The sequence below is a fragment of the Variovorax ginsengisoli genome, from assembly GCF_030811835.1.
Taxonomy (GTDB): Bacteria; Pseudomonadota; Gammaproteobacteria; order Burkholderiales; family Burkholderiaceae_C; genus Variovorax; species Variovorax ginsengisoli_C.
The window spans coordinates 97,304-122,453 of the sequence record NZ_JAUSRO010000013.1 but is presented as its reverse complement, the minus strand read 5'-3'; the positions used below and the strand labels follow the sequence as shown (position 1 = coordinate 122,453).

Sequence of the window (25,150 nt, the reverse complement as noted above, 5' to 3'; positions counted from 1 at the left end):
CGCCACCTCCAAGAAGAAGGTCGATACCTCGTGAGACACGGTGAGATTCATCAGAACGTTCGGCAGTACATCAACGGCCGCTGGGAGACCAGCGTGACGACCGGCGTGAGCGTGAATCCGTCGGACACCGACGAGGTGGTTGCCGAATATGCCCGGGGCGATCGCCATCAGATGGAGCTGGCGGTGCGCGCCGCCGTCGACGCATCCGCCCACTGGGCACGCAGCACCCCACAGCGGCGCGCCGACGTGCTCGACCGCATCGGCAGCGAACTCATCGAACGCAAGGACGCGCTGGGCCTGCTGCTGGCGCGCGAGCAGGGCAAGCCGCTGGCCGAGGCCACGACCGAAGCCCTGCACGCCGGTCGCAGCTTCAAATTCTTCGCTGGCGAAGCGCTGCGCCACGGGGCGACGGACGGCGTGCGTTCGCTGCGCGCGGGCGTCCAGATGGACGTGGCCCACGTGCCGGTCGGGGTGGTGGGCGTGATCACGCCATGGAGTTCTCCCCTGGCCGTGCCTGCCGCCCAGATTGCCGCGGCGCTCGCCGCGGGCAACAGCGTGGTCTTCAAGCCGGCCGAACTGGTGCCGGCCTGCGGCTGGGCATTGGCCGAGACCCTCAGCCGCGCGGCGCTGCCCGCGGGCACCTTCAACCTCGTGATGGGCAGTGGCCGCGAAGTGGGCCAGTCGCTGGTCGACAGCAGCCAGGTCGATGCGTTGAGCTTCACCGGCTCGGCCGCCGTCGGCGCGCGCGTGCGCCAGGCCGCGCTCGCCCGGCGGGCACGTGTCCAGCTGGAGACCGGCGGCGCCAACACGCTCGTGGTGCTGGCCGACGCCGATCTGGCCCAGGCGGTGGACTGCGCCGTGCAGGGCGCTTACGCCAGCAATGGCCAGCGCGCGACGGCGTCCAGCCGCCTGATCGTAGAGGCGACTGTGCACGATGCCTTCGTGACACGGCTTCGCGACCGCCTGGCCGCACTGAAGATCGGCCATGCGCTGACGCCCGGCATCGACCTCGGCCCGCTGGTCGACGCGGCACAGCTCACCCGCAACCTGGAAGCCGTCGCGCTGGCCAGTGAAGACGGCGCCGAGCGTGTATGGGGTGGTGAGCGCCTCGCGCGCAGCCAGCCTGGCCATTACATGAGTCCGGCGCTGTTCCTGGCACGGCCCAACCACCGCATGGCCCGCCAAGCGCTGTTCGGCCCGGTCGCCTGCGTGCTGCGCGCGGTCGACTACGAAGACGCGCTGGCGCTCACCAACGACATGCCCGACAGCCTGGGCGCGGCGCTGTGCACCAACTCGCTGCAACACGCCATGCACTTTCGCCGCCATGCCAAGGCCGGCACCACGCTGGTGAACATGCCAACCACCGGCGTGGACGCCTTCGCGCCGCTGGGCGGCCGCACCGGGGCCAGCGACGGCTCGCGAGAGACGGGCCGCCACACCGCCGCATCGTTCTACACGACGGAGCGCACCGGCTACATGCCTGCCTGAAGACCACCTTACCCTGTCCCTTCCTCTCTTTTCTTTCTTTCACACGTCCCATCGACAACAACAGGAGACCTCCATGACCATGAACCGTCGCACCCTCACCTCCGCCATGGCCGCCGCAGCGGTCGCGGGCCTGCTGCCTGCCAGCGTGCTGGCCCAGAAGAAGCTCGTGCTGGGCTTTGCCCAGGTGGGCGCCGAGAGCGAATGGCGCACCGCCAACACCGAGTCGATCAAGTCTGCGGCCAAGGACGCGGGCATCGAGCTCAAGTTCTCGGACGCGCAGCAAAAGCAGGAGAACCAGATCAAGGCGATTCGCTCGTATATCGCGCAGAAGGTCGACGTCATTGCGTTCTCGCCGGTGGTCGAGTCGGGCTGGGACACGGTGCTGCGCGAGGCCAAGGCCGCGAAGATTCCGGTCGTGCTGACCGACCGCGCCGTCAATTCGAAGGACGACACGCTCTATGTGACCTTCATGGGTTCGGACTTCGTCGAAGAGGGTCGCAAGGCAGGCCGTTGGCTGGTCGAGAAGATGAAGGACCAGAAGGGTGACGTGAACATCGTCGAGCTGCAGGGCACCGTGGGCTCGGCCCCGGCCATCGACCGCAAGAAGGGCTTCGAGGAAATCATCAAGGCCGACCCGAAGTTCAAGATCATCCGCTCGCAAACCGGCGACTTCACCCGTGCCAAGGGCAAGGAAGTGATGGAAGCCTTCCTCAAGGCCGAGGGCAAGAAGATCAACGTGCTGTTCGCACACAACGACGACATGGCCATCGGCGCGATCCAGGCAATCGAGGAAGCCGGCCTCAAGCCGGCCAAGGACATCACCATCATCTCGATCGACGGCGTCAAGGGCGCCTTCGAAGCCATGATCGCCGGCAAGCTCAACGTCACTGTCGAATGCAGCCCGCTGCTGGGCCCGCAGCTGATGAATGCAGTCAAGGACATCAAGGCCGGCAAGACGCTGCCCAAGCGCATCGTGACCGAAGAAGGCATCTTCCCGATGGAAGTGGCCGCCAAGGAATTTCCTTCGCGCAAGTACTGAAACCGGAGACTCGAATGAAGCGAATTTTTCTCAAGACCCTGCTCGCCGCCGCTGCCACCGGCATCCTCGGACTGGCGCCGCTGGCCCACGCCCAGGACAAGGGCCCGATCGCCATCTCGATGCCGACGAAGTCGTCGGCCCGCTGGATCGCCGACGGCGCCAACATGGTCAAGTACTTCCAGGAGAAGGGCTACAAGACCGACCTGCAGTACGCCGACGACGACATCCCGAACCAGCTCGCGCAGATCGAGAACATGGTGACCAAGGGCTCGAAGGTCCTGGTGATCGCGGCCATCGACGGCACCACGCTGTCCGACGTGCTGCAGAAGGCGGCCGACAAGGGCGTGAAGGTCATTGCGTACGACCGGCTCATCAAGGGCTCGAAGAATGTCGACTACTACGCGACCTTCGACAACTTCCAGGTCGGCGTGCTGCAGGCCAGCTACATCGAGAAGGCGCTGGACCTCAAGGCCGGCAAGGGCCCGTTCAACATCGAACTCTTCGGCGGCTCGCCGGACGACAACAACGCCTTCTTCTTCTACAACGGCGCGATGTCGGTCTTGAAGCCCTACATCGACAGCGGCAAGCTGGTGGTGCGCAGCAAGCAGATGGGCATGGACAAGGTCTCCACGCTGCGCTGGGACGGCGCGGTGGCGCAGGCCCGCATGGACAACCTGCTGTCGGCCTACTACACCAAAGACAAGGTCGATGCCGTGCTCTCGCCCTACGACGGCATCTCGATCGGCATCATCTCCTCGCTCAAGGGCGTGGGCTATGGCACGCCGAAGCTGCCGATACCGGTGGTGACCGGGCAGGACGCCGAAGTGCAGTCGATCAAGTCGATCCTGAAGAAGGAACAGACCTCGACGGTGTTCAAGGACACGCGCGAGCTGGCCAAGGTCACCGTGGCGATGGTCGACGCCATGATGGCCGGCAAGCAGCCCGAGGTGAACGACACCAAGACCTACAACAACGGCGTGAAGGTGGTGCCCTCGTACCTGCTCAAGCCCGTCAGCGTGGACCTCTCGAACTGGAAGCAGACGCTGGTCGACAGCGGCTACTACAAGGAAAGCCAGCTCAAGTGAACGCAGCCGCCGACACCATCCTGGAGATGCGCGGCATCACCAAGACATTCCCGGGCGTGAAGGCGCTCAGCGATGTCCGGCTGGCCGTGCGTGCGGGCGAGATCCATGCGGTGGTGGGCGAGAACGGCGCGGGCAAGTCGACGCTGATGAAAGTGCTCAGCGGCGTCTACGCCTGCGACAGCTACGACGGCGAGATCCACTTCGAGGGCGCCTTGCGGCGCTTTCGCGGCATCGCCGACAGCGAAGCGCTGGGCATCATCATCATCCATCAGGAACTCGCCCTGGTGCCGCTGCTCTCGATCACCGAGAACATCTTCATGGGCAACGAAATTGCCCGCGGTGGCGTGATCGACTGGTTCGCCGCGCATGCGAAAACGCGCGAGCTGCTCGCCAAGGTCGGCCTGGCCGAGCCGCCGACCACGCTGGTGACCGACCTCGGCGTGGGCAAGCAGCAGCTGGTGGAAATCGCCAAGGCGCTGTCCAAGCACGTCAAGCTGCTGATCCTCGACGAGCCGACCGCCAGCTTGAACGAGCGCGACAGCGATGCGCTGCTCGCGCTGCTGCTGGAGCTCAAGCGCCAGGGCATCGCATCGATCCTGATCTCGCACAAACTCAACGAAATCGCCAAGGTCGCCGACGCCGTCACGGTGCTGCGCGACGGCACGACGGTCGAGACCATCGACTGCCGCAACCAGCCCATCAGCGAGGACCGCATCATCCGCGGCATGGTCGGGCGCGACATGGAGCACCGCTATCCGCAGCGCACGCCGGCCATTGGCCAGACGGTGTTCGAGGTCAGCGACTGGCACGTGCACCATGCGCTGCACGCCGACCGCGAAACGATCAAGGGCGTGAACCTGAACGTGCGCCGCGGCGAAATCGTCGGCATCGCCGGCCTGATGGGCGCGGGCCGCACCGAATTCGCGATGAGCGTGTTCGGCCGCTCCTGGGGCCAGCGCATCCGCGGCACGGTGCGCATGAACGGCCAGCCGGTGGACGTGAGCACCATCGGCAAAGCCATCGGCCACGGCATCGCCTATGTCACCGAAGACCGCAAGGGCTACGGCCTGGTGCTGGAAGAAGACATCCGCAAGAACGTGACGCTGGCCAACCTCGACGGCGTGTCGCAGTCGATGGTGATCGACGAGGGCCACGAGTTCAAGGTCGCCGACGGGTACCGGCACGCACTGAAGATCCGCTGCTCGGGCACCGACCAGCGCGTGGTCAACCTGTCGGGCGGCAACCAGCAGAAGGTGGTGCTGAGCAAGTGGCTCTTCACCAAACCCGAGCTGCTGATCCTCGACGAACCCACGCGCGGCATCGATGTCGGCGCCAAGTACGAGATCTACACCCTCATCGACCAGCTCGCCCAGGAGGGCAAAGGCATCCTCATGATCTCGTCGGAACTGCCCGAATTGCTCGGCATGTGCGACCGGATCTATGTGATGAACGAGGGCCGCTTTGTTGCCGAATACCCGGTGGCAGAGGCCTCGCAGGAGCGCATCATGCGCGCGATCGTGAATTCAGGGAGCTCCGTCCATGTCCCCCAGTGACCCAACGGTGGCCGCAACGGCCGCCACTTCGACCCCCGCGCCGGCCGGCAAGCTGCACACGGGATTTCTCAAGAACAACCTGCGCGAATACGGCATGCTGATCTCGCTGGTCGCGATCATGGTGCTGTTCCAGGTGCTGACCGACGGCACGCTGCTGCGGCCGCTCAACCTGACCAACCTCGTGCTGCAGAACAGCTACGTGGTGATCATGGCGCTGGGTATGCTGCTGGTGATCGTGGCGGGCCACATCGACCTGTCGGTCGGCTCGGTCTGCGGCTTCATCGGTGCGCTGGCGGCGGTGCTGATGGTCCAGTACGACTGGGGCTATGTGCCGACGGCCATCGTCAGCATCCTGGCAGGCGCGCTCATCGGCGCGGCGCAGGGCTGGTTCGTGGCCTTCGGCAAGATCCCGTCGTTCATCGTCACGCTCGCGGGCATGCTGGTCTTCAAGGGCCTCACGCTGGCGCTGCTGCAGGGCCAGTCGATCGGTCCTTTTCCCGAGACCTTCCAGAAGCTCAGCTCCGGCTTCATTGCCGATCCGCTCGGCGGCGACACCCTGCGCACCACCTCGCTGCTGGTCGGCGTGCTGGCCGCTGCGGCGCTGGTGTTCTTCAAGCTGCGTGGGCGGGCCAAGCTCGCGCGCCATGGCATGGAGCAGGAGCCCTATGCCTTCTTCCTGGTGAAGAACGTCGCCTTCGCAGCCGTCATCCTGTTCTTCAGCTGGTTGCTGGCTTCCTACAAGGGGCTGCCCAATGTGCTGGTGGTGATGGCAGTGCTGATCGTGGCCTACGACTTCGTGACCAACCGCACCACCGTCGGCCGGCGCATCTATGCGCTGGGCGGCAACGAGAAAGCGGCACGGCTGTCGGGCATCAAGACGCAGCGCCTGGCCTTCCTCACCTTCGTGAACATGGGCGCACTGGCCGCGCTGGCCGGGCTGGTGTTCGCGGCCCGGCTCAACACGGCCACGCCCAAGGCAGGCCTGGGCTTCGAGCTCGACGTGATCGCGGCCTGCTTCATCGGCGGCGCCTCGGCCTCGGGCGGCGTGGGCAAGGTCATGGGCGCGGTCATCGGCGCCTTCATCATGGGCGTGATGAACAACGGCATGTCGATCCTCGGCATTGGCATCGACTACCAGCAGGTCATCAAGGGCCTGGTGCTGCTGGCCGCTGTGTTCATCGACGTCTACAACAAGAACAAGTGATGACCCAAGCGATGACGACCGGCAGCGCCATCAAGCCCGTGCTCGAGCTGTCGGGCATTGGCAAGTCCTTTGCGGGCATCCAGGTGCTGCGCGATGTGCAACTGCGGCTCTACCCTGGTGAGATCCATGCGCTGATGGGCCAGAACGGTGCGGGCAAGTCGACGCTGATCAAGGTGCTGACCGGCGTGCTTGCTTCGAGCGGCGGCGAGATGCGCCTGGACGGCCAGGCCATTCGCCCCGGCTCACCGCTGGCCGCGCAGGAGCTCGGCATCAGCACGGTGTACCAGGAAGTCAACCTCTGCCCCAACCTCTCGGTGGCCGAGAACGTGTTCGCTGGCCGCTACCCGCGCTGCGGCATGGTCCAGGGTTGGCGCATCGACTGGGCGGCAGTGAACAGCCGGGCCCGCGAGCTGCTCGCCCGCATTGGCCTGCACATCGACGTCACCCGGCTGCTGTCGAGCTACCCGGTGGCGGTGCAGCAGCTGGTGGCGATCGCACGGGCGCTGGGCGTGTCGTCGAAGGTGCTGATCCTCGACGAGCCAACCTCCAGCCTCGACGACGAGGAGGTGAACAAGCTGTTCGAGGTGCTGCGCCGGCTGCGTGCCGAGGGCATGGCCATCGTCTTCGTCACCCACTTCATGAACCAGGTGTATGCGGTGTCGGACCGCATCACGGTGCTGCGCAACGGCCAGTGGGTGGGCGAATGGCGCGCGGCCGAGCTCGGGCCGCAGGCGCTGATCGCCGCCATGCTCGGCCGTGAACTCGCAGCGCAGTCCGCACGGCCCGAGGTGCCTCCAGCCTTCGACGACACCGCCCCCGCCCTGCTGCAGGCCGAAGGGCTGGGCCAGGCTACGCAATTGCAGCCGCTGGACCTGCGGGTGCGCGCGGGCGAGATCGTCGGGCTGGCCGGGCTGCTGGGCGCGGGCCGTACCGAACTCGCGCGACTGCTCTTCGGCATGGAATCGCCCGACCGCGGCGTGCTGCGCATCGACGGCCAGGCAGTGCGCTTCGCGACCCCGGCCGACGCGATCCGCCACGGCCTGGCGCTGTGCCCGGAAGAGCGTAAAACCGACGGCATCGTGGCCGACCTGTCGGTGCGCGAGAACATTGCACTGGCGCTCCAGGCACGCATGGGCACCACGAAATTCCTGTCGCGCGCCGACCAGAACGCGATGGCCGAACGCTTCGTCGCAGCACTGGGCATCAAGACCGCGAGCATCGAGACGCCCATCGGCCTGCTGTCGGGGGGCAACCAGCAGAAAGCCATGATCGCGCGCTGGCTCGCCACCGAGCCGCGCCTGCTGATCCTCGACGAACCCACGCGCGGCATCGACGTGGCGGCCAAGCAGGAAATCATGGAACAGATCCTGAAACTGGCCGAAGCCGGCATGGCCGTGATCTTCATCTCGTCGGAGATGAGCGAAGTGGTGCGCGTGGCGCATCGCATCGTGGTCCTGCGCGACCGCAAGAAGGTGGGCGAGCTGCCCGGCGGCTCCACCGAGGACGAGGTCTACGAAATGATTGCAGCAACGACATGACGCCCCTCTCCCCACTCTCCCCCCTCTCACGCTTCTCAAGCCTCATGCGCCACCGCCTGGCCTGGCCCCTCATCACGCTGCTGCTCCTGCTGGCGCTCAACACCGCGTTCAACCCGAGCTTCCTGCACCTCGAATGGCGCGACGGCCATCTCTATGGCAGCCTCATCGACATCCTCAACCGGGCGGCGCCGCTGGTACTCGTGTCGCTCGGCATGACGCTGGTGATCGCCACGCGCGGCATCGACATCTCGGTGGGCGCAGTGGTCGCCATCGCAGCGGCGACGGCGGCCTGGATGATCGGCGGTGCGGTCGGCGGTGACACCAGCCGCTTTCCGCTGCCGCTGGCCATCGGCGCAGCCATCGCCGTGGCGCTGGTCTGCGGCCTGTGGAACGGGCTGCTGGTCGCGCGCGTGGGCATGCAGCCGATCATCGCGACACTGATCCTGATGGTGGCGGGCCGTGGCATTGCGCAGCTCATCACCAACGGCCAGATCATCACGCTCTACTACAAGCCCTACTTCTTCCTGGGCAGCGGCTACCTGCTCGGCCTGCCGTTCTCGCTGTTCATCGCTGCGGCGGTCTTTGCGCTGCTCTATCTGGCCATCACGCGCACGGCCCTGGGCCTGTTCATCCAGGCCGTGGGGATCAACCCGACGGCGGCGCGCGTGGCAGGCATCCAGTCGCGGCGGCTGGTCGTGGGCGCCTATGCCTTCTGTGGGCTATGCGCGGGCATCGCGGGCCTGCTGATCAGCTCGAACGTGAAGAGCGCCGACGGCAACAACGCCGGGCAGCTGCTGGAACTCGACGCGATCCTGGCCGTGACGCTGGGCGGCACCGCACTCACCGGCGGGCGCTTCAGCCTGGTCGGCAGCGTGATTGGCGCGTTGATCATCCAGACGCTGACCTACGCCATCTACTCGCTGGGCGTGCCGCCCGAGATCAACCTGGTGGTCAAGGCCGTGGTGGTGTTCCTCGTGATGCTGCTGCAGTCGCCGGAGTTCCGGGCCACAGTGCGCACGTGGACGCAGCGCCCGGCGTTCGGGGAGGTGCGGCCATGAGTGCGGTGATCGAAACCAAGCCGACCGCCCCGCCGCCTGCCGCGAGCGCGGGCACAGGCAACCGGCTCAACCCGAAGTACCTGCCGCTTGCAGCCACCGTGTCGCTTTTCATGGTCATGGCGACGCTGGGCTCGGTGGCCTATGACGGCTTCTTTTCGGCACAGGTGTTCCTGAACCTGTTGATCGACAACGCCTTCCTGATCGTCGTGGCGGTGGGCATGAGCTTCGTGATCCTCTCGGGCGGCATCGACCTGTCGGTGGGCTCGGTGATCGCGCTCACCACCATGGTCTCGGCCGCACTGGTGGAGCACCACGGCTGGAGCCCCCTGGTGGTCATTCCGCTGGTGCTCGCGATGGGCACGGCCTTCGGCGCCTTCCAGGGCCTGCTGATCGAGCGCTTCCGCCTGCAACCCTTCATCGTGACGCTGGCGGGCATGTTCCTGGCGCGCGGCCTGTGCTACCTGATCAGCATCGACTCGATCAGCATCACCAACGACTTCTATACGCAGGTCTCGCAGATCCGCATCCCGGTGTGGGGCGACGCGTCGCTGTCGATCAGTGCGGTGATCGCGATCGTGGTGGTGCTGGCCGCCATCTTCATCGCGCACTGCACCGCCTTCGGCCGCGCGGTGTATGCGGTGGGTGGCAGCGAGCATTCGGCGCTGCTGATGGGCCTGCCGGTGCGCCGCACGCTCATCGGCGTGTACACGCTCTCGGGCTTGTGTTCCGCGCTGGCCGGCGTGATCTTCACCTTCTACATGCTCTCGGGCTACGGCCTGCATGCGGTCGGCCTGGAGCTCGACGCCATTGCTGCCGTGGTCATCGGCGGCACGCTGCTGACCGGCGGCGTGGGCTATGTCGCGGGCACGCTGTTCGGCGTGCTGATGCTCGGGATCATCCAGACGCTGATCTCCTTCGACGGCACGCTGAGTTCGTGGTGGACGCGCATCGTGGTCGGTGCCCTGCTCTTCGTCTTCTGCCTGCTGCAACGCTTCTTCACCTCGCGCGCACCGTCGCGCTGAATTCACCTTCCTTTCCTTCTTGCCCCACAGGACGCACCCAGAATGCCGGATACCCCCTCCAAGAAATTGCGCTCGACCGCATGGTTCGGCTCCGCCGACAAGAACGGCTTCATGTACCGAAGCTGGATGAAGAACCAGGGCATCCCCGACCATGAGTTCGACGGACGCCCGATCATCGGCATCTGCAACACCTGGTCCGAACTCACACCCTGCAACGCGCACTTCCGCAAGATCGCCGAGCACGTCAAGCGCGGCATCTCCGAAGCCGGCGGCTTCCCGGTCGAGTTCCCGGTGTTCTCCAACGGCGAGTCGAACCTGCGGCCGACCGCCATGCTCACCCGCAACCTGGCGAGCATGGACGTGGAGGAGGCCATCCGCGGCAACCCGATCGACGCCGTGGTGCTGCTCACCGGCTGCGACAAGACCACCCCCGCGCTGCTGATGGGCGCGGCGAGCTGCGACATCCCCGCCATCGTCGTGACCGGCGGACCGATGCTCAACGGCAAGCTGGACGGCAAGAACATCGGCTCGGGCACGGCGGTGTGGCAGTTGCACGAGTCGCTCAAGGCCGGCGAAATCAACGAGCACCAGTTCTTTGCCGCCGAGGCAGGCATGTCGCGTTCCGCGGGCACCTGCAACACGATGGGCACGGCCTCCACCATGGCCTGCATGGCCGAGGCGCTGGGCACGTCGCTGCCGCACAACGCAGCCATTCCGGCGGTCGATGCGCGGCGCTACGTGCTCGCGCAGATGTCGGGCATGCGCGCGGTCGAGATGGCCAGGGAAGGCCTCACGCTGTCGAAGATCCTCACGCGCGAAGCCTTCGAGAACGCGATCCGCGTGAACGCGGCCATCGGCGGCTCGACCAACGCGGTGATCCACCTGAAGGCGATCGCCGGGCGCATCGGCGTCGATCTCGAACTGGAAGACTGGACGCGCATCGGCCGCGGCACGCCGACGCTGGTCGACCTGCAACCCTCGGGCCGCTTCCTGATGGAGGAGTTCTATTACGCGGGCGGCCTGCCCGCGGTGCTGCGCCGGCTGGGCGAGCACGACCTGCTGCCGCACCCCGGCGCGCTCACCGTCAACGGCCGCTCGCTCTGGGACAACGTGCGCGAGGCGCCAAGCTACAACGACGAGGTCATCCGCCCGCTGGACAAGCCGCTGATCGCCGACGGCGGCATCTGCATCCTGCGCGGCAACCTGTCGCCGCGCGGCGCGGTGCTCAAGCCCTCGGCGGCCACACCCGCGCTGCTGCAGCACCGCGGGCGCGCGGTGGTGTTCGAGAACCTGGAGCACTACAAGGCCCGCATCGTCGATGAAGACCTCGACATCGACGCGAGCTGCGTGATGGTGCTCAAGAACTGCGGCCCCAAGGGCTACCCCGGCATGGCCGAGGTCGGCAACATGGGCCTGCCACCCAAGCTCCTGCGTCAGGGCATCAAGGACATGGTGCGCATCTCGGACGCGCGCATGAGCGGCACCGCCTACGGCACGGTGGTGCTGCACGTCGCGCCCGAGGCGGCCGACGGCGGCCCGCTGGCCGCGGTGCGCGACGGCGACTTCATCGAGCTGGACTGCGCCGGTGGCCGCCTGCACCTGGACATCAGTGACGAGGAGCTGGCCGAGCGCCTGCGCTCGCTGGCCGCACAGCCACCGGGCATGCGCGGCGGCTACCAGCGCCTGTATGTCGACCACGTGCTGCAGGCCGACGAGGGCTGCGACTTCGACTTCCTCGTCGGCTGCCGCGGCTCGGAAGTCCCCCGTCATTCGCATTGATCCACGTCATGAAACACACCCTCTCCAACCCGCGCTACCGCGGCATCTTCCCGGTCGCGCCCACCACCTTCACCGAAGCCGGCGCGCTCGACCTGACCAGCCAGAAGCGCTGCCTCGACTTCATGATCGATTCGGGCGTCGACGGCATCTGCATCCTGGCGAACTTCTCCGAGCAGTTCCTGCTGTCGGACGACGAGCGCGAGGTGCTCACCCGCACCGCGCTCGAACACATCGCCGGCCGCGTGCCGGTGATCGTCACCACCACCCACTTCAGCACCACCGTGTGCATCGAGCGCAGCCGCCGCGCGCAGGCCATGGGCGCGGCCATGCTGATGGTGATGCCGCCCTACCACGGCGCCACATTCCGCGTTCCCGAAGCAAAGACGTTCGAGTTCTATGCGCAACTGTCGGACGCGGTGTCGATTCCGATCATGGTGCAGGACGCGCCGGCCAGCGGCACGGTGCTGTCGGCCGCCTTCCTCGCGAAGATGGCCACCGAGATCGAGCAGCTGAGCTACTTCAAGATCGAGACGCCCGGCGCGGCGAGCAAGCTGCGCGAGCTGATCCGCCTGGGCGGCGAAGCCATCGAAGGCCCGTGGGACGGCGAGGAAGCCATCACGCTGCTGGCCGACCTGGACGCCGGTGCCACCGGCGCCATGACCGGCGGCGCCTTCGCCGACGGCATCCGGCCGATCATCCATGCGCACCGCACCGGCAATGCCGACCTGGCCTTCACGCTGTACCAGCGCTGGCTGCCGCTGATCAACCACGAGAACCGGCAGGCCGGTTTCCTCGCGGCCAAGGCGCTCATGAAGGAAGGCGGCGTGATCGCCTGCGACGCGCCGCGCCATCCGTGGCCGGGCATGCACCCCGACGTGCGCAAAGGCCTGCTCGACATCGCCCGGCGGCTCGATCCGCTGGTGCTGCGCTGGGGGCGCTGAGCGCGGCGACCTCGGCCGCAGCTACACCCAGCCGGCCTTGCGGAAACGGTAATACAGGTAGCCGCACACCGCCACGATGAGCCCCAGCGCCATCGCATAGCCGTAGCGCCACTTCAGCTCGGGCATGTGGTCGAAGTTCATGCCCCAGACGCCGACGAAGGCGGTGCACACCGCGAAGATGGCGGCCCAGGCCGCCAGCCGCTTGGTGACCTCGCCGTCGGCGATGGTCACCATCGACAGGTTGGCCTGGATGGCGGTGCCGATGGTGTCACGCATCGAGTCGATCGTGCCGTTGATGCGGCTCAGGTGGTCGAGCACGTCGCGGAAGTACTCCTGCGTGCCCATGCAGACCTGCGGCACGCGACCGCCGTGCAGCCGGTTGGCGCCCTCCAGCAGGGGCGCCACCGCGTGCTTGAGCACTGTCAGGCGTTGCTTGAGGCCATAGAGCCGCTGGATGTTCTCGCGCGCGCCGCCCTGGGTGAAGATGCGTTCCTCGATGGCTTCGAGCTCGACGTCGAAGGCATCGATCGCGGGGAAGTAGCGGTCGACGACCGCATCCATCAGCGCATAGAGCACGAAGCCAGGCCCATTCTTCAGCAGCTCGGGCTCGCGCTGGCAGCGCTCCCGCACCTCGGTGAAGCCGTGCGTGCTGCGGTTGCGCACCGACACCACGTAGTTGTGGCCGACGAACACGTCGACCTCGCCCACTTCCATGCTGTGGCGCGCCTCGGCCGTCTCGGCATCGATCAGGTGCATCACCACGAAGAGCGAATCGCCGTACTCCTCGACCTTCGGGCGCTGGTGCCCGTTCTGCGCATCTTCCACCGCCAGCGCATGCAGGCCGAAGGCCTGCTGCACCTCGTCCATCTCCTCGGGCGCTGGGTCGTGCAGCGCCACCCAGACAAAGCAGTTGGGCAGCGCGATGTATTCGTTGATGCGGCTGACCGGGATGTCGGCCAGCTTGGTGCCGTTTTCGTAGACAACGCAGTTGATCAGCATTCAGTGGGCATGTGGCAATGATTGCGTGCATCTTGCCACCACCGCATCACTGCATCGCGAAACGATCGCGCTGCGCCTGCGCGCACTCCCCCATCACGCTCAGCGCCCGCTCGACCGTCGGCGTGCCCAGCACGAACGGATTGGGCCGCGCCGCTGCGCCCGGCTGCCGCAGCGCCGCCAGCTTGGCCTGCGAACCATCGATGCCCGAGTGGTTCGACACCAGCACGTCGATCCTCTGCGCGGAGACCACGGTCGACATGCGCCGCGTGGCATCGATGTAGCTGCCCAGGCGCGGCAGGTCCTTGCCGAAGTTGAAGGACGTTCCGCCCCACAGCAGGGCACGGTGCGTCTGCCCGCCCGAGCGCACGTCGAACACCGGCGAGATCGTGCCCAGGGTGTGGCCGGGCGTGAGGTAGAGCGTGACGCTGGTGTCGCCCAGCGTGAGGCGGTCGCCGTCCTGGACCGCCAGGTCGCGCGGGCCGCGCTGGGGTGGAGCGCCCCAGATGGGCGTGGCGAATTCGAGTCGGGTTTCGGTCATCGTCCAGTCGCGTTCGCTCATCACCACGCGCGCGCCGTACTTCTTCGCGAGGTAGGGCGCGCCACCGTAGTGGTCGCCATGGCCGTGCGTGACCACGATGTACTTGATCTGCGCCGGGTCCAGGCCCATCTTGCGCATGCCCCCTTCGATCAGTGCAGCGGCCTCGACCTGTGTGTTCAGCGCATCGATGAGGATGATGCCGTCCGAGGTCTGCAGGGCCCAGGCGCTGACCCAGTCGGCACCGACGAAGTAGAGGTTGTCGAAGGCCTTGCCCGGTGGCGGTGGCGGCTTGGCGATGAGGGCGGTGAGGCTCCGGTCCAGCTCCGCATCCGCCGGTCGCGTGGCTGGTGCAGGTTTGCACAGCGTCAGCAGCGCGCCGAGGTCGGTGCCCGCGGCCCGGGTGGCTGCCGCGACATGGTCGGCCACGGTGGCGTCGGAGGGCGGCTGTTGTGCAGGCGGCTGCGCGCAGCCCTGGACGAGCGCGACCACCGTGGCCAGCGCGGCGGTCTTCATGCGAAGTGGACGAACCATCGATGTCTCCATGCCGTCGTTGCGGCTTTTCTCGAAAACACCATTCTGCGTCAGGGGCGCTTGTCGCGATGTCGCGCCCGAGGCTTGCGCGATGCGTTTTTGCCCGGCGCATCGTCGATGGCCGAAAGCGCGCCAGCGCGCGTCTGCCGATAATGCCCGGATGGTCCGCCCCTCCCAGCTCATCCACCCGCCCCGCGAGCCCGCCCCCGTGCGGCCGGCTGCCACTGTCTTGTTGCTGCGCGATACGCCCGACGGCATCGAAGTGCTGATGACGCGGCGCTCCGCCCATGCCAGCTTTGCACCGAACGCCTACGTGTTCCCTGGCGGGCGCATCGACGAACACGACGCGCGCGCCCATGCCGTGGCCACGCGACGCGTCACCCAGAGCGATCTGCAGCTCACGCAGGCCATCGCCGCGCTGCGCGAAAGCTTCGAGGAGGTGGGTGTGCTGCTGGCCCACGACGCCGAAGGCCGACCCGTCACGCCCGAGATCATCGCCGCCATGGATCGCAGTACCGCCGAAGGCACGGCGCCCTTTGCCGACCAGTGCGCCGCACATGGCCTGCTGCTGGCCACAGCGCAGGTCTTCACCTTCGTGCACTGGGTCACCGACCGTGACCTGCCCAAGCGCTTCGACGTCCCGTTCCTGGTGGCGCGCATGCCCGAGGGTCAGACGCCCGCCGCTGACGAGACCGAGCAGTTCGAGCCGGTCTGGGTGCGGCCGGCCGCGGCGCTCGAACGCCACCGCGATGGCGCTTTCGCCATGCTGTTCCCGACCTGGCGCACGCTCGACCGGCTGGCCGCCTATGACAGCGTCGACGCGGTACTGCAGGCCTGTTCGCGGGAGACGCCGCTGTTCGTGAGCTGCCCCCGCGCGGGCTTGCTCGGCGGCAAGGAATCGCGCTACATGGAACACGACCTGCCCTACGGCGAGCTCGCACTGGTCTGCCCCGACGGCCAGATCGTGCATGCGCTCGACTGGCAGAGCGAGGCTCCGGTCGCACTGCTGAAAAACGTGCAGCGGCTGACCGCCCCCAACCCGGGCGTGATGACCGGGCCCGGCACCAACAGCTACCTGGTCGGCGATGCGGCCACCGGCTACCTCGTGATCGACCCGGGGCCGAACGACCCGGTCCACCTCCAACGCCTGTGGCAGGCCGCCGGTGGCGACATCCGCTGGATCGTCTGCACGCATTCGCACGCCGACCACGCCCCGGGTGCCGCGCCGCTGCAGGCGCTGTGCACCACGCCCCCGCCGATCCTCGGCCTGGCTTCGGCGCCGACGTCGCGCCCCGCCGCCCGCTTCACGCCCGACCGCGCGCTGGCCGATGGCGAACGCCTGCACCTGGGCACGTCCGCGTACGGCCACACGCTGCGCGTGATCCATACGCCCGGCCATGCGGCCAACCACCTGTGCCTGCTGCTGGAAGAAGATGGCCTGCTGTTCTCCGGCGACCACATCCTCAACGGCAGCACCACCGTGATCGACCCGCCCGACGGCAACATGAACGCCTACCTCGCCTCGCTCGACCGGCTCGATGCTGCCTGTGCCGAGTGGGAGGCCGAATTCATCCTGCCCGCGCATGGCCATGCCATCGCCTCCGCGCGCGACGCCATCGGCCGCCTGAAGCAGCACCGCCTGGCGCGCGAGGCGCGCATTGCCCAGGCCATGCGCGATTGCCCTGACGGCACGCCCGACGACTGGCTGCCGATCGCCTACGCCGATGTGCCGTCCCGAATGTGGCCCGTGGCCGCACGCTCGCTCGCGGCGCACGTCGAACGCATCCGCGAACAGGCCGCTGCGCCTGACGCACCTTGAAAGAACCGATGGAAGACCAAGAAGGCATACGCCTGGCCAAGCGCGTTGCCGCACAGGCCGGCTGCTCCCGCCGCGAGGCTGAACTGCTGATCGAGAACGGGGCTGTGCGCGTCGACGGCACGCGGGTCGAAGTGCCGCAGACGCGGGTGCACGCGCATCAGCAGGTCGAGATCGACAAGGCCGCCAGGCCCGAGCCGGTGCAGGTGGTCACGCTGCTGCTGCACAAGCCGCCAGGCATCGCCTTCGACGCACCGCCTGCCCGACTGCTCGTGCCCGGCCAGCGCTGCGAAGCCGACACCTCGCAGCGCCCGACGCTGCAGCGCCACTTCGCCAATCAGGAATGCCTGACGCCGCTGGAAACCGGCGCGAGCGGGTTGATCGTCTTCACGCAGGACCCGCGCATCGCCCGCAAGCTCATCGAGGACGCGGGCCTCATGGAATACGAGGTGATGGTCGACGTGAGCGGCCCGGTCGGCCCCGAGGCGTTGCACCGACTGAACCAGTCGCCCGTGATCGACGGGCGCGCCATGCTGCCCGCCAAGGTCAGCGTCAACCGCCAGAACGAGGGCGTGACGGGCCTGCGCTTTGCGATGAAGGGCGCCTGGCAGGGCCAGATCGCGCAGATGTGCGACAGCGTCGACCTGCGCATCCTCGCGATGAAGCGCATCCGCGTGGGCCGCGTGCCGCTCGCGGGCCTGCAGCCGGGCGAATGGCGCTACCTGCTGCCGCACGAAAAGTTCTGAGGCAGCCTACAGAAATCGCCCGGCACGGAACGGTGCCGGATCCACGGCGCACGGATCACCCGCCATCAGGCTGCCCAGCAGCGACGCCGTCCCCGGGCCGGTGCTGAAGCCGATGTGCTGGTGGCCGAACGCGAGCCACAGGCCGGGGCGTCCAGGGCATTCGTCGATGATCGGGCGGCTGTCCGGCAGTGTCGGCCGGCTGCCGAGCCACGCCTCGGTCTCCAGCCGGAGATCCAGTGGGAATGCCTGCCGGGCCGCCTGCTCGGCCAGGTCGAGCTGGGCCAGGTTCCTGGGCGCATCCCGCGCCGTCAGCTGCACGCCGGTCGACAGGCGCAGGCCCTGCGCCATCGGCGACAGCACGTAGCCCCCGCCGGTGTCGTAGACCGGCCGCGTCAGCGCAGCGCCATCGCGCGCGCCGTAGTGCATGTGGTAGCCGCGCTCGAACGCCATCGGCACCGAGAGGCCCAGCGCCTTGCTTGCGAATTCGCGGCTCCAGGGTCCGAGTGCGAGGACCACATGCGAAGCCTGGTGCGCCGCACCACTGGCCTCCGTGACGCACCAGCGGTCTGGCGCCCCGGATCGGGCGAGCCCTGCGATCTCGGCCTGGCGGATCGTTCCGCCGCGAGACGCGAACAGCGCGGCATAGGCCTGCACCACCTGGCCGGGGCTGTCGACCGACGAGGCATCCTGGATCCAGAGCGCGCGCGGGAAGATCGGTTTCAGGCCAGGCTCGAGCACCGCCAGCTCGCCTGCATCGAGCACCTGATGGGCCACGCCGAACCTGTGGAAGGTGTCACGCGACAGCCGGCTGCCTGCGTATGCGGCTTCGCTGCGGTAGAGAAAAATCCAGCCGTTGTCGCGCAACCGATGCGTGGCGCCGGCTTCGGCCAGCAGCCGCCGGTGCTCGCCCGCCGACAGACGGATCAAGGCGTCGAGCGCGGTCGCGGTGGCCTCGAAAGCACCGCGACGCGCCTTCGACAGGAAGGACAGCGCCCACGGCAGATTCTTCGCCATGAACGCCGGGTCGTAGCGAAAGCTGGCCGACTGGTTTTTCAAAAGCTTGGGTAACGCCCCCCAGAGCCCGGGATGGTTGAAGGGCATGAGCGAGCTGCGTGCGATGACACCGGCGTTGCCGTAGGAGGTCTCGCACCCCGGTGCCCGGCGGTCGAAAAGGGTCACATCGAAGCCGCGCCGCTGCAGTTCGAGCGCGCACGACACGCCGACCATGCCGGCGCCCAGAATGGCAACTTTTTGATTCATCGATGCGCAGTGTCGCGCGAAATCGAGGTGTCACGCGAAAACTGGTGTCTGTGCCGGTACCTGCGCGAGCGGCTGCGCCGGCGCAGCGGTCGGCGACGAGGCGCCCAGGCCGGCGTAGTAATGCCCGACGCGCGTGGCCAGGAACTTCTCGAGCGGCACCTGTTCCTGCCCGACGAAGCCCCGGGCAGGCAACTGGCCGCGTTGCAGCAGTTCGAACACACCCACCACCCCGGCGGCGGTCGTCAGTTCGATGGCCGTGCGCGCCTTGCCGCGCAGCGTCGCGCCGAAGACGCGGCACACGCGGGTCTCTTGCTCGAAGCGCCCGGCGCGCAAACCCGAAGCCGACGCAAACAGGATGACGACGTCTTCCCGGCTGTGCGGCACGGCATGTTCGAGCACCTGGCGCAGCAGATCGCGTCGCTCGATCAGCCGCAGGTCGTGCAGCAGGAAGTCCATCGCGTCGCGGTGGCCCGGGTAACGGATGGTCTTGTAGTCGAGGTTGCGGACCTTGCCCTTCAAGGTCTCGCACAGCGTGCCCAGGCCGCCCGAGGTGTTGAAGGCCTCGAAGGCTTCGGCGTCGAGCGTGAAGGTCTCGTGCCCTTCCATGGGCTGCACCGACACCATCTGACCCTGCACGATCGCTTCGCAAGGATTGCAATACTCGTTGATGACGCCGTCGATGCTCCACGTGAAGTTGTAGCGCAGGCCGTTGGTCGCGTTGCGCGTGAGCGCACCCACGCGCAGGCGCAGGTCGTAGAGTTCATCGAAGTGCCCTGCCAGATCGCCGCCGAGCATGCCGATCACACCCGGCGCCAGGCCGCTCTGCGGCATCAGGACCGAGGTCGCCTGTCCCGACATCGCGCGGATCGCCTTCGTCGCCGCCACGTCTTCGGTCAAATCGAAATAGTGCACGCTGCACGCGGCGGCGGCGGTTGCCACGTGCTGCGCGAGATAGAAAGGCAGGCAGTTGATCACCGCCGAGTGGGCCGACAGCGCCGCGCGCAGCGCCGCGTCGCTGTCGACGTTCAGCACGACGCGACGCACCAGGGGATCGTCGTCCGGGCTGTCGACGGCTTTCACATCGGCCAGCGTGACGGGAAGCTGGTGGTACTGCGCCAGCATGTCGGCGACCGTGCCGCCCACCTTGCCAGCACCCAAAACCAGCACCTTGTCGATCTTCACAGCGGTCATTTCGTTCCTCTTTGAGCATGTTGTTGTGCGATGAGGAAACTTTAGAAGCGAGTGCTGGCAGTTGATAGCGCCCAGAGCGTCAAGAAAACAGCACCCTTCGTCGAAACGACCGGCCGCTTCGTCGGCATGGCGCGCATGCACCAGTGTGAGGCGCACCGGTGCTGTCGCTTTCGCCGGTACCATTCCGCTCCTTGTTCATGAGGTTTTGGTTGCGACCCGCCCTCTCGGGACGGGCGCGTTGTCTGTCCTGTTCGTTCAATGGCCAGTTTCTTGCTTGGAGTGCCTGTGTTTACCAAACGATCTTTCTTCTGCGCCCTCGTGGCCGCCGCCAGCGTTCTGGCATCCGGTTTTGCCATGGCCCAGGACGCCGAGTCGTCCCTGGCCCGGGTGCAAAGAACCAAGGTGCTGCGTGTGGGCACTGTGGCGGGTGCCATTCCGTACTTCAACAAGGACCTTGCCTCCGGCAAATGGGAAGGTTTCGGCCCCGATTTCTCCGAGAGCCTGGCCAAATCACTGGGCGCGAAGGTCGAATACGTCGAAACGACCTGGGGCAATGCCGTGCTGGACCTCCAGGCCAACAAGATCGATGCGATGTTCGGCATGGCGCCGACGCCGGCACGCAAGGAGGTGGTGAATTTCTCGGACACGCTGTTCGACAACACCTACACCGTTGTGTGCAAGAAGGGCATTCCCCAGAAAACCTGGGAACAGCTCAACACGCCGGACACGAAGATCGTCGTGGACGTCGGCTCCAGCCACGATCAACTGGCCACCCGCGTGCTGCCCAAGGCCGACGTCACCCGGCTGGAGAACTCCGGCGCGGCCACGATGGCGTTGCAGGCGGGACGCTCAGATTGCCAGATCCTGGTGATCCTGCTGGCCCAGCCGCTGCTCGCCAAGCGCGCCTCCATCGGCACCATGTACATTCCGCAGCCTGTCTACACCGCCCCGGTGAGCATCGGTTTGCGCAAGGAAGCCGACCCCGGCATGCAGAAGGCCGTCAACACTTGGCTGGCCGACTATCGCGCCAAGGGCGAAGTGCGCACCGTGATCCTCAAGAACATGGAAAAGCTCGCGGGTGTTCCCGCCAGTGCGTTCCCGCCCGAAATCAAGTTCTGAGGATCCGTGCCCATGCGTCTTTCGGATTCGACGGCCGAGCCCCGCGGCCGCTCCCCCCTGGGCATCGCGCTGCTCGTGCTGCTCGCCGTGGCTGGCGCGTGGGCCGCGATCCGGCATTTCTCGGGCGGTGTGCCGGGTGCCGGCGCAGCGGGCTACGACTGGGACTTCGGCGCCCTGTGGAAATACCGCTGGCTGCTGTTGAGCGGACTGCTCTACACCCTGCTCTTCACCGTCATCTGCGTGGCCCTGGGTTTGTTGATCGGCCTGGTGACCGGGCTGGGCCGGCTGTCGAGCAACAAGTTCATCACGGCGCCGCTGCGGGCCTACATCGAGGTGTTTCGCTGCACGCCGGTGCTGGTGCAACTGGTCTGGTTCTACTACGCCTTGCCCGTGCTGACCGGCATCGAGATGACGGCGGTGACGGCCGCCACGGTCTGCCTGGCGCTGTACGGGGGTGCGTTCTATTCCGAGATCGTGCGCGGCGGCATCATTTCGATCGAAACCGGGCAGAGCGAGGCCGCCAAGGCCCTGGGCATGACGCGGCTGCAAATGCTGCGGCGGGTGATTCTCCCGCAAGCTTTCAAGAAGATGGTTCCGCCCCTGATGAACCAGTCGATCATGCAACTGAAGAACACCTCGCTGCTGTCGGTGCTGGCGGTGCCCGACCTGCTCTACCAGGGCCAGGTGATCGCCCATGACACCTACCGCCCCCTCGAGGTCTATACGTTCATTGCCGTGGCCTATTTCCTGGTGCTGCTGCCCATCACGGTGTGGGCCAAGCGCATGGAATACGGCACAGGTCCAAAAGAGGTTTGAATGTCTGAACGTCCCCTGATCGAGATCACCCGGCTCAAGAAGGCTTTTGGGCAGAACGTGGTCCTCAAGGACATCACGCTGCAGGTCCGCAAGGGCGAGGTGGTCGCGATGATCGGGCCCTCCGGCTCCGGCAAGTCGACGCTTCTGCGCTGCATCAACCTGCTGTCGGTCCCCAATGCCGGCTGCATCACCGTGGGCGAGCAGACCATCGAATTCAATGGCGCTCACACCACCCTGCCGAACGAGCGCCAACTGGCAAGGTTCCGGGCGTCCACCGGCATGGTGTTCCAGCACTTCAACCTGTTCCCGCACATGACGGCCCTGCAGAACGTCATGGAAGGACCGGTCACGGTCCTCAAGACGCCCAAGGCGCAGGCCCAGGCCGAGGCGCGCGCGTTGCTGGCCAAGGTCGGCCTGCTCGATCGCGCCGACTACTACCCCGACAAGCTCTCTGGCGGACAGAAGCAACGGGTGGCCATTGCCCGGGCACTCGCCATGAAGCCTGCCGTCATGCTGTTCGACGAGGCCACGTCTGCCCTCGACCCGGAGCTCGTCGGCGAGGTGCTGAACGTCATCAAGGGACTGGCCAAGGAAGGCATGACGATGATCCTGGTCACCCACGAGATCGCGTTCGCGCGCGAGGTGGCCGATCAGGTCATCTTCATGCGCGATGGCGTGGTCGCCGAGTACGGCCCGCCGAGCATCGTCATCGACCATCCACGCCAGGACGCCACGCGTGCCTTCCTCGGACGCTTCAAGGCGTCGGAAGCCGCCAGCGCAAGCGCCGCCGCCGCATGAACGGCTGCTGTCAGCGCGCCGCGGAGGACGCGGGCGGGCGTGACGGCATGGCGGTGGGGGGCCATGTCGCCGCGGCTTCGCCGATCAGCCAATCGCGAAAAGCGATGACCAGCGGATTTTCCGCGCCGGTGTCCGGCACGACCACGTAATAGGCGCGCTCGGTGGCCAAGGCCTGGCCGAACAGCACGACCAGGCGTTCCGACGCGAGCTCTTCCTCGATCAGGAACCTGGGGACCAACGCGACGCCCAGCCCGTTGGCTGCCGCCTGGGCGAGCATGGCAAAGTGCTCGAAGCGCGGGCCCTGCATGGCATGCGGCGCGCTCACCTTCTCCTGCTGGAACCATTCGGCCCATTGCACGGGGCGCGAGGACTGGTGAAGCAGCACCTGCTGCGCGAGGTCTTCGCGGGTGTGCAGCGACTGCCTTCGCCTGAACTCCGGGCTGCACACCGGGACCACGCTTTCGCTGAGCAGATAGTGGCACGAGGCGCCGGGCCAGAAATCGGTGCCGAAATGAATCGCCGCATCGAAGGGTTCACGGACGAAATCAAACGGCTCGGTGCGTGACGCGAAGTTGACCGTGACGTCCGGCTGCAGCGCAACGAAACGCCGCACGCGCGGAATCAACCACTGGGTGCCGAAGGTCGGCAGCACGGCCAGGTTCAGCACCTTGCCCATGGCACCCATCGTCATCACGTGCTGCGTGGCGTCGGACAGCGTCTGCAGGCCGGTGCGCAAGGCAGCCGCGTACGCGCGACCGGCATCCGTGAGGACGACGCGCTGACGCACGCGGTGGAACAACGCGGTGCCGATCTGCGCCTCGAACTGCTTGATCTGACGGGAAATGGCGCTCTGCGTGAGGTTCAGTTCGTCGGCCGCACGGGAAATGCTGGCATGCCGTGCTGCGCTTTCGAAAGCCATCAGCTGCCCCATGGAGGGCAGGAATTTTCTTGTGAACATGAGGATGAAAACGCATCAGTCGCGGATGCAATCCGAGTGGCACAACCGAAACTCTCTGGACTTGAGTCTATTGAAGCATGAAACCGTTTCAGCTTCCTGCCGGTACCCGGATCGACGCGACAATGACCTTATTTAGCCTCGAAGCCGACCATGGACCTGCGACTAGACGACGTCGACCGCCACCTGCTTGCCCTGCTTCAGGCCAATGCGCGCGAGCCCGCCGCCCACCTCGCGCGCAAGCTGAAACTCGCGCGCACGACCGTGGTTGCGCGCATCGCCCGTCTCGAACGCGAAGGGGTCGTTGCCGGCTACGGCGTGAGGCTGGGTCAGCGCCTGGAGCAGTCCGTCGTGCGTGCGTTCTGCGGACTGAGCGTGAATGCCAAGACCGCACCCGCCGTGATCAGGGCGCTCGAACGGATGCCTGAAATCGAGGAAGTCTGGGCTGTCAGCGGCCAGTTCGACTACATGGTTCTCATGCGCTGCGACACGCCGGAACAGCTGGACCAGCTGCTCGATCAACTCGGGCAGATCGATGGCATCCACCAGACGCAGTCCTCCATCGTGCTCAGCCGCAAGATCGACCGTCGCAGCACGGTGGCCCACAGTGCATGAACGTACGCCCGACATGACCACCCCTGCCTCCCAGTTTCTCGGCGTGCTCATGCTGGACACGCGGTTCCCACGCCCACCCGGCGACATTGGCAACGAGGAAACGTTTCGCCGCCACGGCATTCCGGTGCGCTACCAGGTGATCGAAGGCGCCTCACCCCGGCGCATCGTCCAGGATGCCGATCCGGCCCTGCTGCAGCCCTTTGTCGATGCGGCCCTGCGGCTTGTCGGCGAAGGCGCGGCGATGATCACCACGAGCTGCGGCTTCCTGGCGTCCTACCAGGAGGCGCTTTCGCGCGCCGTGCCGGTGCCCGTCGTCACCTCCAGCCTGCTGGCCTGCCGGAACTTTGCGCATCCGGGCATCGTGACCTTCGATGCGGCGTCTCTCGGCACGACGATTCTTCAGGCGGCCAGCGTGCCCGCGTCGACGCCGGTGCAGGGCCTGCAGCCAGGCTGCGAACTCCATCGGCGCATCCTGAACAACGAGGACCGACTCGATCTGGCCCAGGCGGGCCTCGATGTGGTGGATGCGGCTCAACGCCTGGTCCGCCTGTCTGCGTCCGTCGAAGACATCGTGCTCGAATGCACGAACATGCCGCCCTACCGTGATGCAGTCGCCCAGGCCACCGGACGCCGCGTGCACGACATCGAGACGCTGGTGGTGGCGCGATGGCGCCAGGGCGCAGGGATGAATAAAGTGTGAAGCTCGCCGATAAGCCGGATTCTGTGCACCGGCGCCGTCTTGCGACGATGCCGGCGTGACCGCCATTAATCTGGGCCGCCGGTTGCCCGGACGGCTCGATGCCACCTACCCGCCAGCTCAGCGGAACCACCTCAATACTGGCCTACTTGGTGTTGCTGCGCGCAGAGATTGCCCGTTTCACCCGGATCGGGGTTGCCCCTTCACCGACTCGTCTCTGTTGCTCTGATCCTCACCTCACGGTGGAGAGTCGTTAACTCCTGCGCTGTCCTGTGCAGTCCGGACGTTCCTCCAGTGCTCCCTTTCGGGAATTGCACCAGCGGCGGTCTGGCGTGCTTCACGAGCGCGATTATCTCGCGACA

The 25,150-nt window shown here is 66.7% G+C and carries 22 protein-coding genes and 1 other RNA gene; 17 read left to right on the top strand and 6 right to left on the bottom strand.

The genetic code is table 11. The features are described from left to right. Positions 1–30 precede the first annotated feature (30 nt). The 10 genes from J2W36_RS19605 to J2W36_RS19560 all read left to right on the top strand — a co-directional run bounded on the left by J2W36_RS19605 (position 31) and on the right by J2W36_RS19560 (position 12,707). Positions 31–1,488, top strand: a complete 1,458-nt coding sequence (locus tag J2W36_RS19605; RefSeq protein ID WP_307691441.1) for an aldehyde dehydrogenase family protein — start codon at positions 31–33, stop codon at positions 1,486–1,488. Positions 1,489–1,561: 73 nt separating this feature from the next. Beyond that, positions 1,562–2,527, top strand: a complete 966-nt coding sequence (locus J2W36_RS19600) for an ABC transporter substrate-binding protein (RefSeq protein ID WP_307691440.1) — start codon at positions 1,562–1,564, stop codon at positions 2,525–2,527. Between the two features lie 14 nt (positions 2,528–2,541). Beyond that, positions 2,542–3,612, top strand: a complete 1,071-nt coding sequence (chvE, locus tag J2W36_RS19595; protein WP_307691439.1) for a multiple monosaccharide ABC transporter substrate-binding protein — start codon at positions 2,542–2,544, stop codon at positions 3,610–3,612. A 26-nt stretch (positions 3,613–3,638) separates the two neighbouring features. Beyond that, complete coding sequence (gene mmsA / locus J2W36_RS19590) at positions 3,639–5,165, top strand: multiple monosaccharide ABC transporter ATP-binding protein (RefSeq protein ID WP_307691504.1); 1,527 nt, start codon at positions 3,639–3,641, stop codon at positions 5,163–5,165. Then, on the top strand, positions 5,152–6,369 hold the full coding sequence (gene mmsB, locus J2W36_RS19585) for a multiple monosaccharide ABC transporter permease (protein WP_307691438.1): 1,218 nt from the start codon (positions 5,152–5,154) through the stop codon (positions 6,367–6,369). Before mmsA ends, mmsB begins: the two co-directional genes overlap by 14 nt. Then, the gene (locus J2W36_RS19580; RefSeq protein WP_370869355.1) at positions 6,369–7,907 is read left to right on the top strand and encodes a sugar ABC transporter ATP-binding protein; all 1,539 of its coding nucleotides are present in this window, start codon (positions 6,369–6,371) and stop codon (positions 7,905–7,907) included. Before mmsB ends, J2W36_RS19580 begins: the two co-directional genes overlap by 1 nt. A 44-nt stretch (positions 7,908–7,951) precedes the next feature. Next, positions 7,952–8,965 (top strand): ABC transporter permease, encoded by a 1,014-nt coding sequence (locus J2W36_RS19575; RefSeq protein ID WP_307691437.1) that lies wholly within the window; start codon positions 7,952–7,954, stop codon positions 8,963–8,965. Continuing rightward, a complete protein-coding gene (gene yjfF, locus J2W36_RS19570; protein ID WP_307691436.1) occupies positions 8,962–9,987 on the top strand; it encodes a galactofuranose ABC transporter, permease protein YjfF in 1,026 nt (341 codons plus the stop codon). Before J2W36_RS19575 ends, yjfF begins: the two co-directional genes overlap by 4 nt. 42 nt (positions 9,988–10,029) lie before the next feature. After that, positions 10,030–11,766 (top strand): IlvD/Edd family dehydratase, encoded by a 1,737-nt coding sequence (locus J2W36_RS19565; RefSeq protein WP_307691435.1) that lies wholly within the window; start codon positions 10,030–10,032, stop codon positions 11,764–11,766. Between the two features lie 8 nt (positions 11,767–11,774). Then, positions 11,775–12,707: a dihydrodipicolinate synthase family protein gene (locus J2W36_RS19560; protein ID WP_307691434.1), complete on the top strand. Its 933-nt coding sequence runs from the start codon at positions 11,775–11,777 to the stop codon at positions 12,705–12,707. 21 nt (positions 12,708–12,728) lie between these two features. On the opposite strand, the gene corA is transcribed toward J2W36_RS19560, so the two are convergent. Both corA and J2W36_RS19550 read right to left on the bottom strand, forming a co-directional pair. After that, a complete protein-coding gene (corA, locus tag J2W36_RS19555; RefSeq protein ID WP_307691433.1) occupies positions 12,729–13,706 on the bottom strand; it encodes a magnesium/cobalt transporter CorA in 978 nt (325 codons plus the stop codon). A gap of 46 nt (positions 13,707–13,752) precedes the next feature. After that, entirely contained in the window at positions 13,753–14,775 is a 1,023-nt protein-coding gene (locus tag J2W36_RS19550) for an MBL fold metallo-hydrolase (protein WP_307691432.1), read from the bottom strand. 160 nt (positions 14,776–14,935) lie between these two features. On the opposite strand from J2W36_RS19550, the gene J2W36_RS19545 reads away from it, so the two are divergent. Together J2W36_RS19545 and J2W36_RS19540 are read left to right on the top strand one after the other, a co-directional pair. Continuing rightward, positions 14,936–16,594, top strand: coding sequence for an MBL fold metallo-hydrolase (locus J2W36_RS19545; protein WP_307691431.1), 1,659 nt, complete (start codon positions 14,936–14,938; stop codon positions 16,592–16,594). An 8-nt stretch (positions 16,595–16,602) separates the two neighbouring features. Next, positions 16,603–17,337, top strand: coding sequence for an RNA pseudouridine synthase (locus J2W36_RS19540; protein WP_307691430.1), 735 nt, complete (start codon positions 16,603–16,605; stop codon positions 17,335–17,337). A gap of 6 nt (positions 17,338–17,343) precedes the next feature. Here J2W36_RS19540 and J2W36_RS19535 read toward each other — a convergent pair whose 3' ends face one another. Beyond that, on the bottom strand, positions 17,344–18,597 hold the full coding sequence (locus tag J2W36_RS19535) for an NAD(P)/FAD-dependent oxidoreductase (RefSeq protein ID WP_307691429.1): 1,254 nt from the start codon (positions 18,595–18,597) through the stop codon (positions 17,344–17,346). A gap of 30 nt (positions 18,598–18,627) precedes the next feature. Then, positions 18,628–19,788: a saccharopine dehydrogenase family protein gene (locus J2W36_RS19530; RefSeq protein ID WP_307691428.1), complete on the bottom strand. Its 1,161-nt coding sequence runs from the start codon at positions 19,786–19,788 to the stop codon at positions 18,628–18,630. A gap of 354 nt (positions 19,789–20,142) precedes the next feature. Here J2W36_RS19530 and J2W36_RS19525 point away from each other — a divergent pair, with 354 nt between their 5' ends. Genes J2W36_RS19525 through J2W36_RS19515 form a run of 3 tightly spaced genes read left to right on the top strand, consistent with a single transcriptional unit; the run spans position 20,143 to position 22,521 of the window. Continuing rightward, positions 20,143–20,907, top strand: coding sequence for a transporter substrate-binding domain-containing protein (locus J2W36_RS19525; RefSeq protein ID WP_307691427.1), 765 nt, complete (start codon positions 20,143–20,145; stop codon positions 20,905–20,907). Between the two features lie 12 nt (positions 20,908–20,919). Next, a complete protein-coding gene (locus J2W36_RS19520) occupies positions 20,920–21,723 on the top strand; it encodes an amino acid ABC transporter permease (RefSeq protein WP_307691426.1) in 804 nt (267 codons plus the stop codon). Next, positions 21,724–22,521 carry an amino acid ABC transporter ATP-binding protein gene (locus J2W36_RS19515; protein ID WP_307691425.1) on the top strand — a complete coding sequence of 266 codons (798 nt, stop codon included), beginning with the start codon at positions 21,724–21,726 and terminating at the stop codon, positions 22,519–22,521. It begins immediately after the preceding gene. A 10-nt stretch (positions 22,522–22,531) separates the two neighbouring features. Here the strand turns inward: J2W36_RS19515 and J2W36_RS19510 are convergent, their stop codons facing one another. After that, positions 22,532–23,479 (bottom strand): LysR family transcriptional regulator, encoded by a 948-nt coding sequence (locus J2W36_RS19510; RefSeq protein ID WP_307691424.1) that lies wholly within the window; start codon positions 23,477–23,479, stop codon positions 22,532–22,534. 150 nt (positions 23,480–23,629) lie between these two features. Between J2W36_RS19510 and J2W36_RS19505 the strand changes: the two genes are divergently transcribed. Together J2W36_RS19505 and J2W36_RS19500 are read left to right on the top strand one after the other, a co-directional pair. Next, complete coding sequence (locus J2W36_RS19505) at positions 23,630–24,091, top strand: Lrp/AsnC family transcriptional regulator (RefSeq protein WP_307691423.1); 462 nt, start codon at positions 23,630–23,632, stop codon at positions 24,089–24,091. Positions 24,092–24,104: 13 nt separating this feature from the next. Continuing rightward, positions 24,105–24,791 (top strand): aspartate/glutamate racemase family protein, encoded by a 687-nt coding sequence (locus tag J2W36_RS19500; RefSeq protein WP_307691422.1) that lies wholly within the window; start codon positions 24,105–24,107, stop codon positions 24,789–24,791. On the opposite strand, the gene rnpB is transcribed toward J2W36_RS19500, so the two are convergent. Further along, positions 24,786–25,127, bottom strand: an RNA gene (gene rnpB, locus J2W36_RS19495) — RNase P RNA component class A. The genes J2W36_RS19500 and rnpB overlap by 6 nt on opposite strands. Between the last annotated feature and the right edge of the window lie 23 nt (positions 25,128–25,150).

What these genes read in the sequence shown, in the direction of transcription:
- J2W36_RS19600 (WP_307691440.1), top strand. Translation starts at nt 1,562, where the DNA reads ATGACCATGAACCGTCGCACCCTCACCTCCGCCATGGCCGCCGCAGCG.
- chvE (WP_307691439.1), top strand. Translation starts at nt 2,542, where the DNA reads ATGAAGCGAATTTTTCTCAAGACCCTGCTCGCCGCCGCTGCCACCGGC.
- mmsA (WP_307691504.1), top strand. Translation starts at nt 3,639, where the DNA reads ATGCGCGGCATCACCAAGACATTCCCGGGCGTGAAGGCGCTCAGCGAT.
- mmsB (WP_307691438.1), top strand. Translation starts at nt 5,152, where the DNA reads ATGTCCCCCAGTGACCCAACGGTGGCCGCAACGGCCGCCACTTCGACC.
- J2W36_RS19580 (WP_370869355.1), top strand. Translation starts at nt 6,369, where the DNA reads ATGACCCAAGCGATGACGACCGGCAGCGCCATCAAGCCCGTGCTCGAG.
- J2W36_RS19575 (WP_307691437.1), top strand. Translation starts at nt 7,952, where the DNA reads ATGCGCCACCGCCTGGCCTGGCCCCTCATCACGCTGCTGCTCCTGCTG.
- yjfF (WP_307691436.1), top strand. Translation starts at nt 8,962, where the DNA reads ATGAGTGCGGTGATCGAAACCAAGCCGACCGCCCCGCCGCCTGCCGCG.
- J2W36_RS19565 (WP_307691435.1), top strand. Translation starts at nt 10,030, where the DNA reads ATGCCGGATACCCCCTCCAAGAAATTGCGCTCGACCGCATGGTTCGGC.
- J2W36_RS19560 (WP_307691434.1), top strand. Translation starts at nt 11,775, where the DNA reads ATGAAACACACCCTCTCCAACCCGCGCTACCGCGGCATCTTCCCGGTC.
- corA (WP_307691433.1), bottom strand. Translation starts at nt 13,706, where the DNA reads ATGCTGATCAACTGCGTTGTCTACGAAAACGGCACCAAGCTGGCCGAC.
- J2W36_RS19550 (WP_307691432.1), bottom strand. Translation starts at nt 14,775, where the DNA reads ATGGTTCGTCCACTTCGCATGAAGACCGCCGCGCTGGCCACGGTGGTC.
- J2W36_RS19545 (WP_307691431.1), top strand. Translation starts at nt 14,936, where the DNA reads ATGGTCCGCCCCTCCCAGCTCATCCACCCGCCCCGCGAGCCCGCCCCC.
- J2W36_RS19540 (WP_307691430.1), top strand. Translation starts at nt 16,603, where the DNA reads ATGGAAGACCAAGAAGGCATACGCCTGGCCAAGCGCGTTGCCGCACAG.
- J2W36_RS19535 (WP_307691429.1), bottom strand. Translation starts at nt 18,597, where the DNA reads ATGAATCAAAAAGTTGCCATTCTGGGCGCCGGCATGGTCGGCGTGTCG.
- J2W36_RS19530 (WP_307691428.1), bottom strand. Translation starts at nt 19,788, where the DNA reads ATGACCGCTGTGAAGATCGACAAGGTGCTGGTTTTGGGTGCTGGCAAG.
- J2W36_RS19525 (WP_307691427.1), top strand. Translation starts at nt 20,143, where the DNA reads ATGGCCCAGGACGCCGAGTCGTCCCTGGCCCGGGTGCAAAGAACCAAG.
- J2W36_RS19520 (WP_307691426.1), top strand. Translation starts at nt 20,920, where the DNA reads ATGCGTCTTTCGGATTCGACGGCCGAGCCCCGCGGCCGCTCCCCCCTG.
- J2W36_RS19515 (WP_307691425.1), top strand. Translation starts at nt 21,724, where the DNA reads ATGTCTGAACGTCCCCTGATCGAGATCACCCGGCTCAAGAAGGCTTTT.
- J2W36_RS19510 (WP_307691424.1), bottom strand. Translation starts at nt 23,479, where the DNA reads ATGTTCACAAGAAAATTCCTGCCCTCCATGGGGCAGCTGATGGCTTTC.
- J2W36_RS19505 (WP_307691423.1), top strand. Translation starts at nt 23,630, where the DNA reads ATGGACCTGCGACTAGACGACGTCGACCGCCACCTGCTTGCCCTGCTT.
- J2W36_RS19500 (WP_307691422.1), top strand. Translation starts at nt 24,105, where the DNA reads ATGACCACCCCTGCCTCCCAGTTTCTCGGCGTGCTCATGCTGGACACG.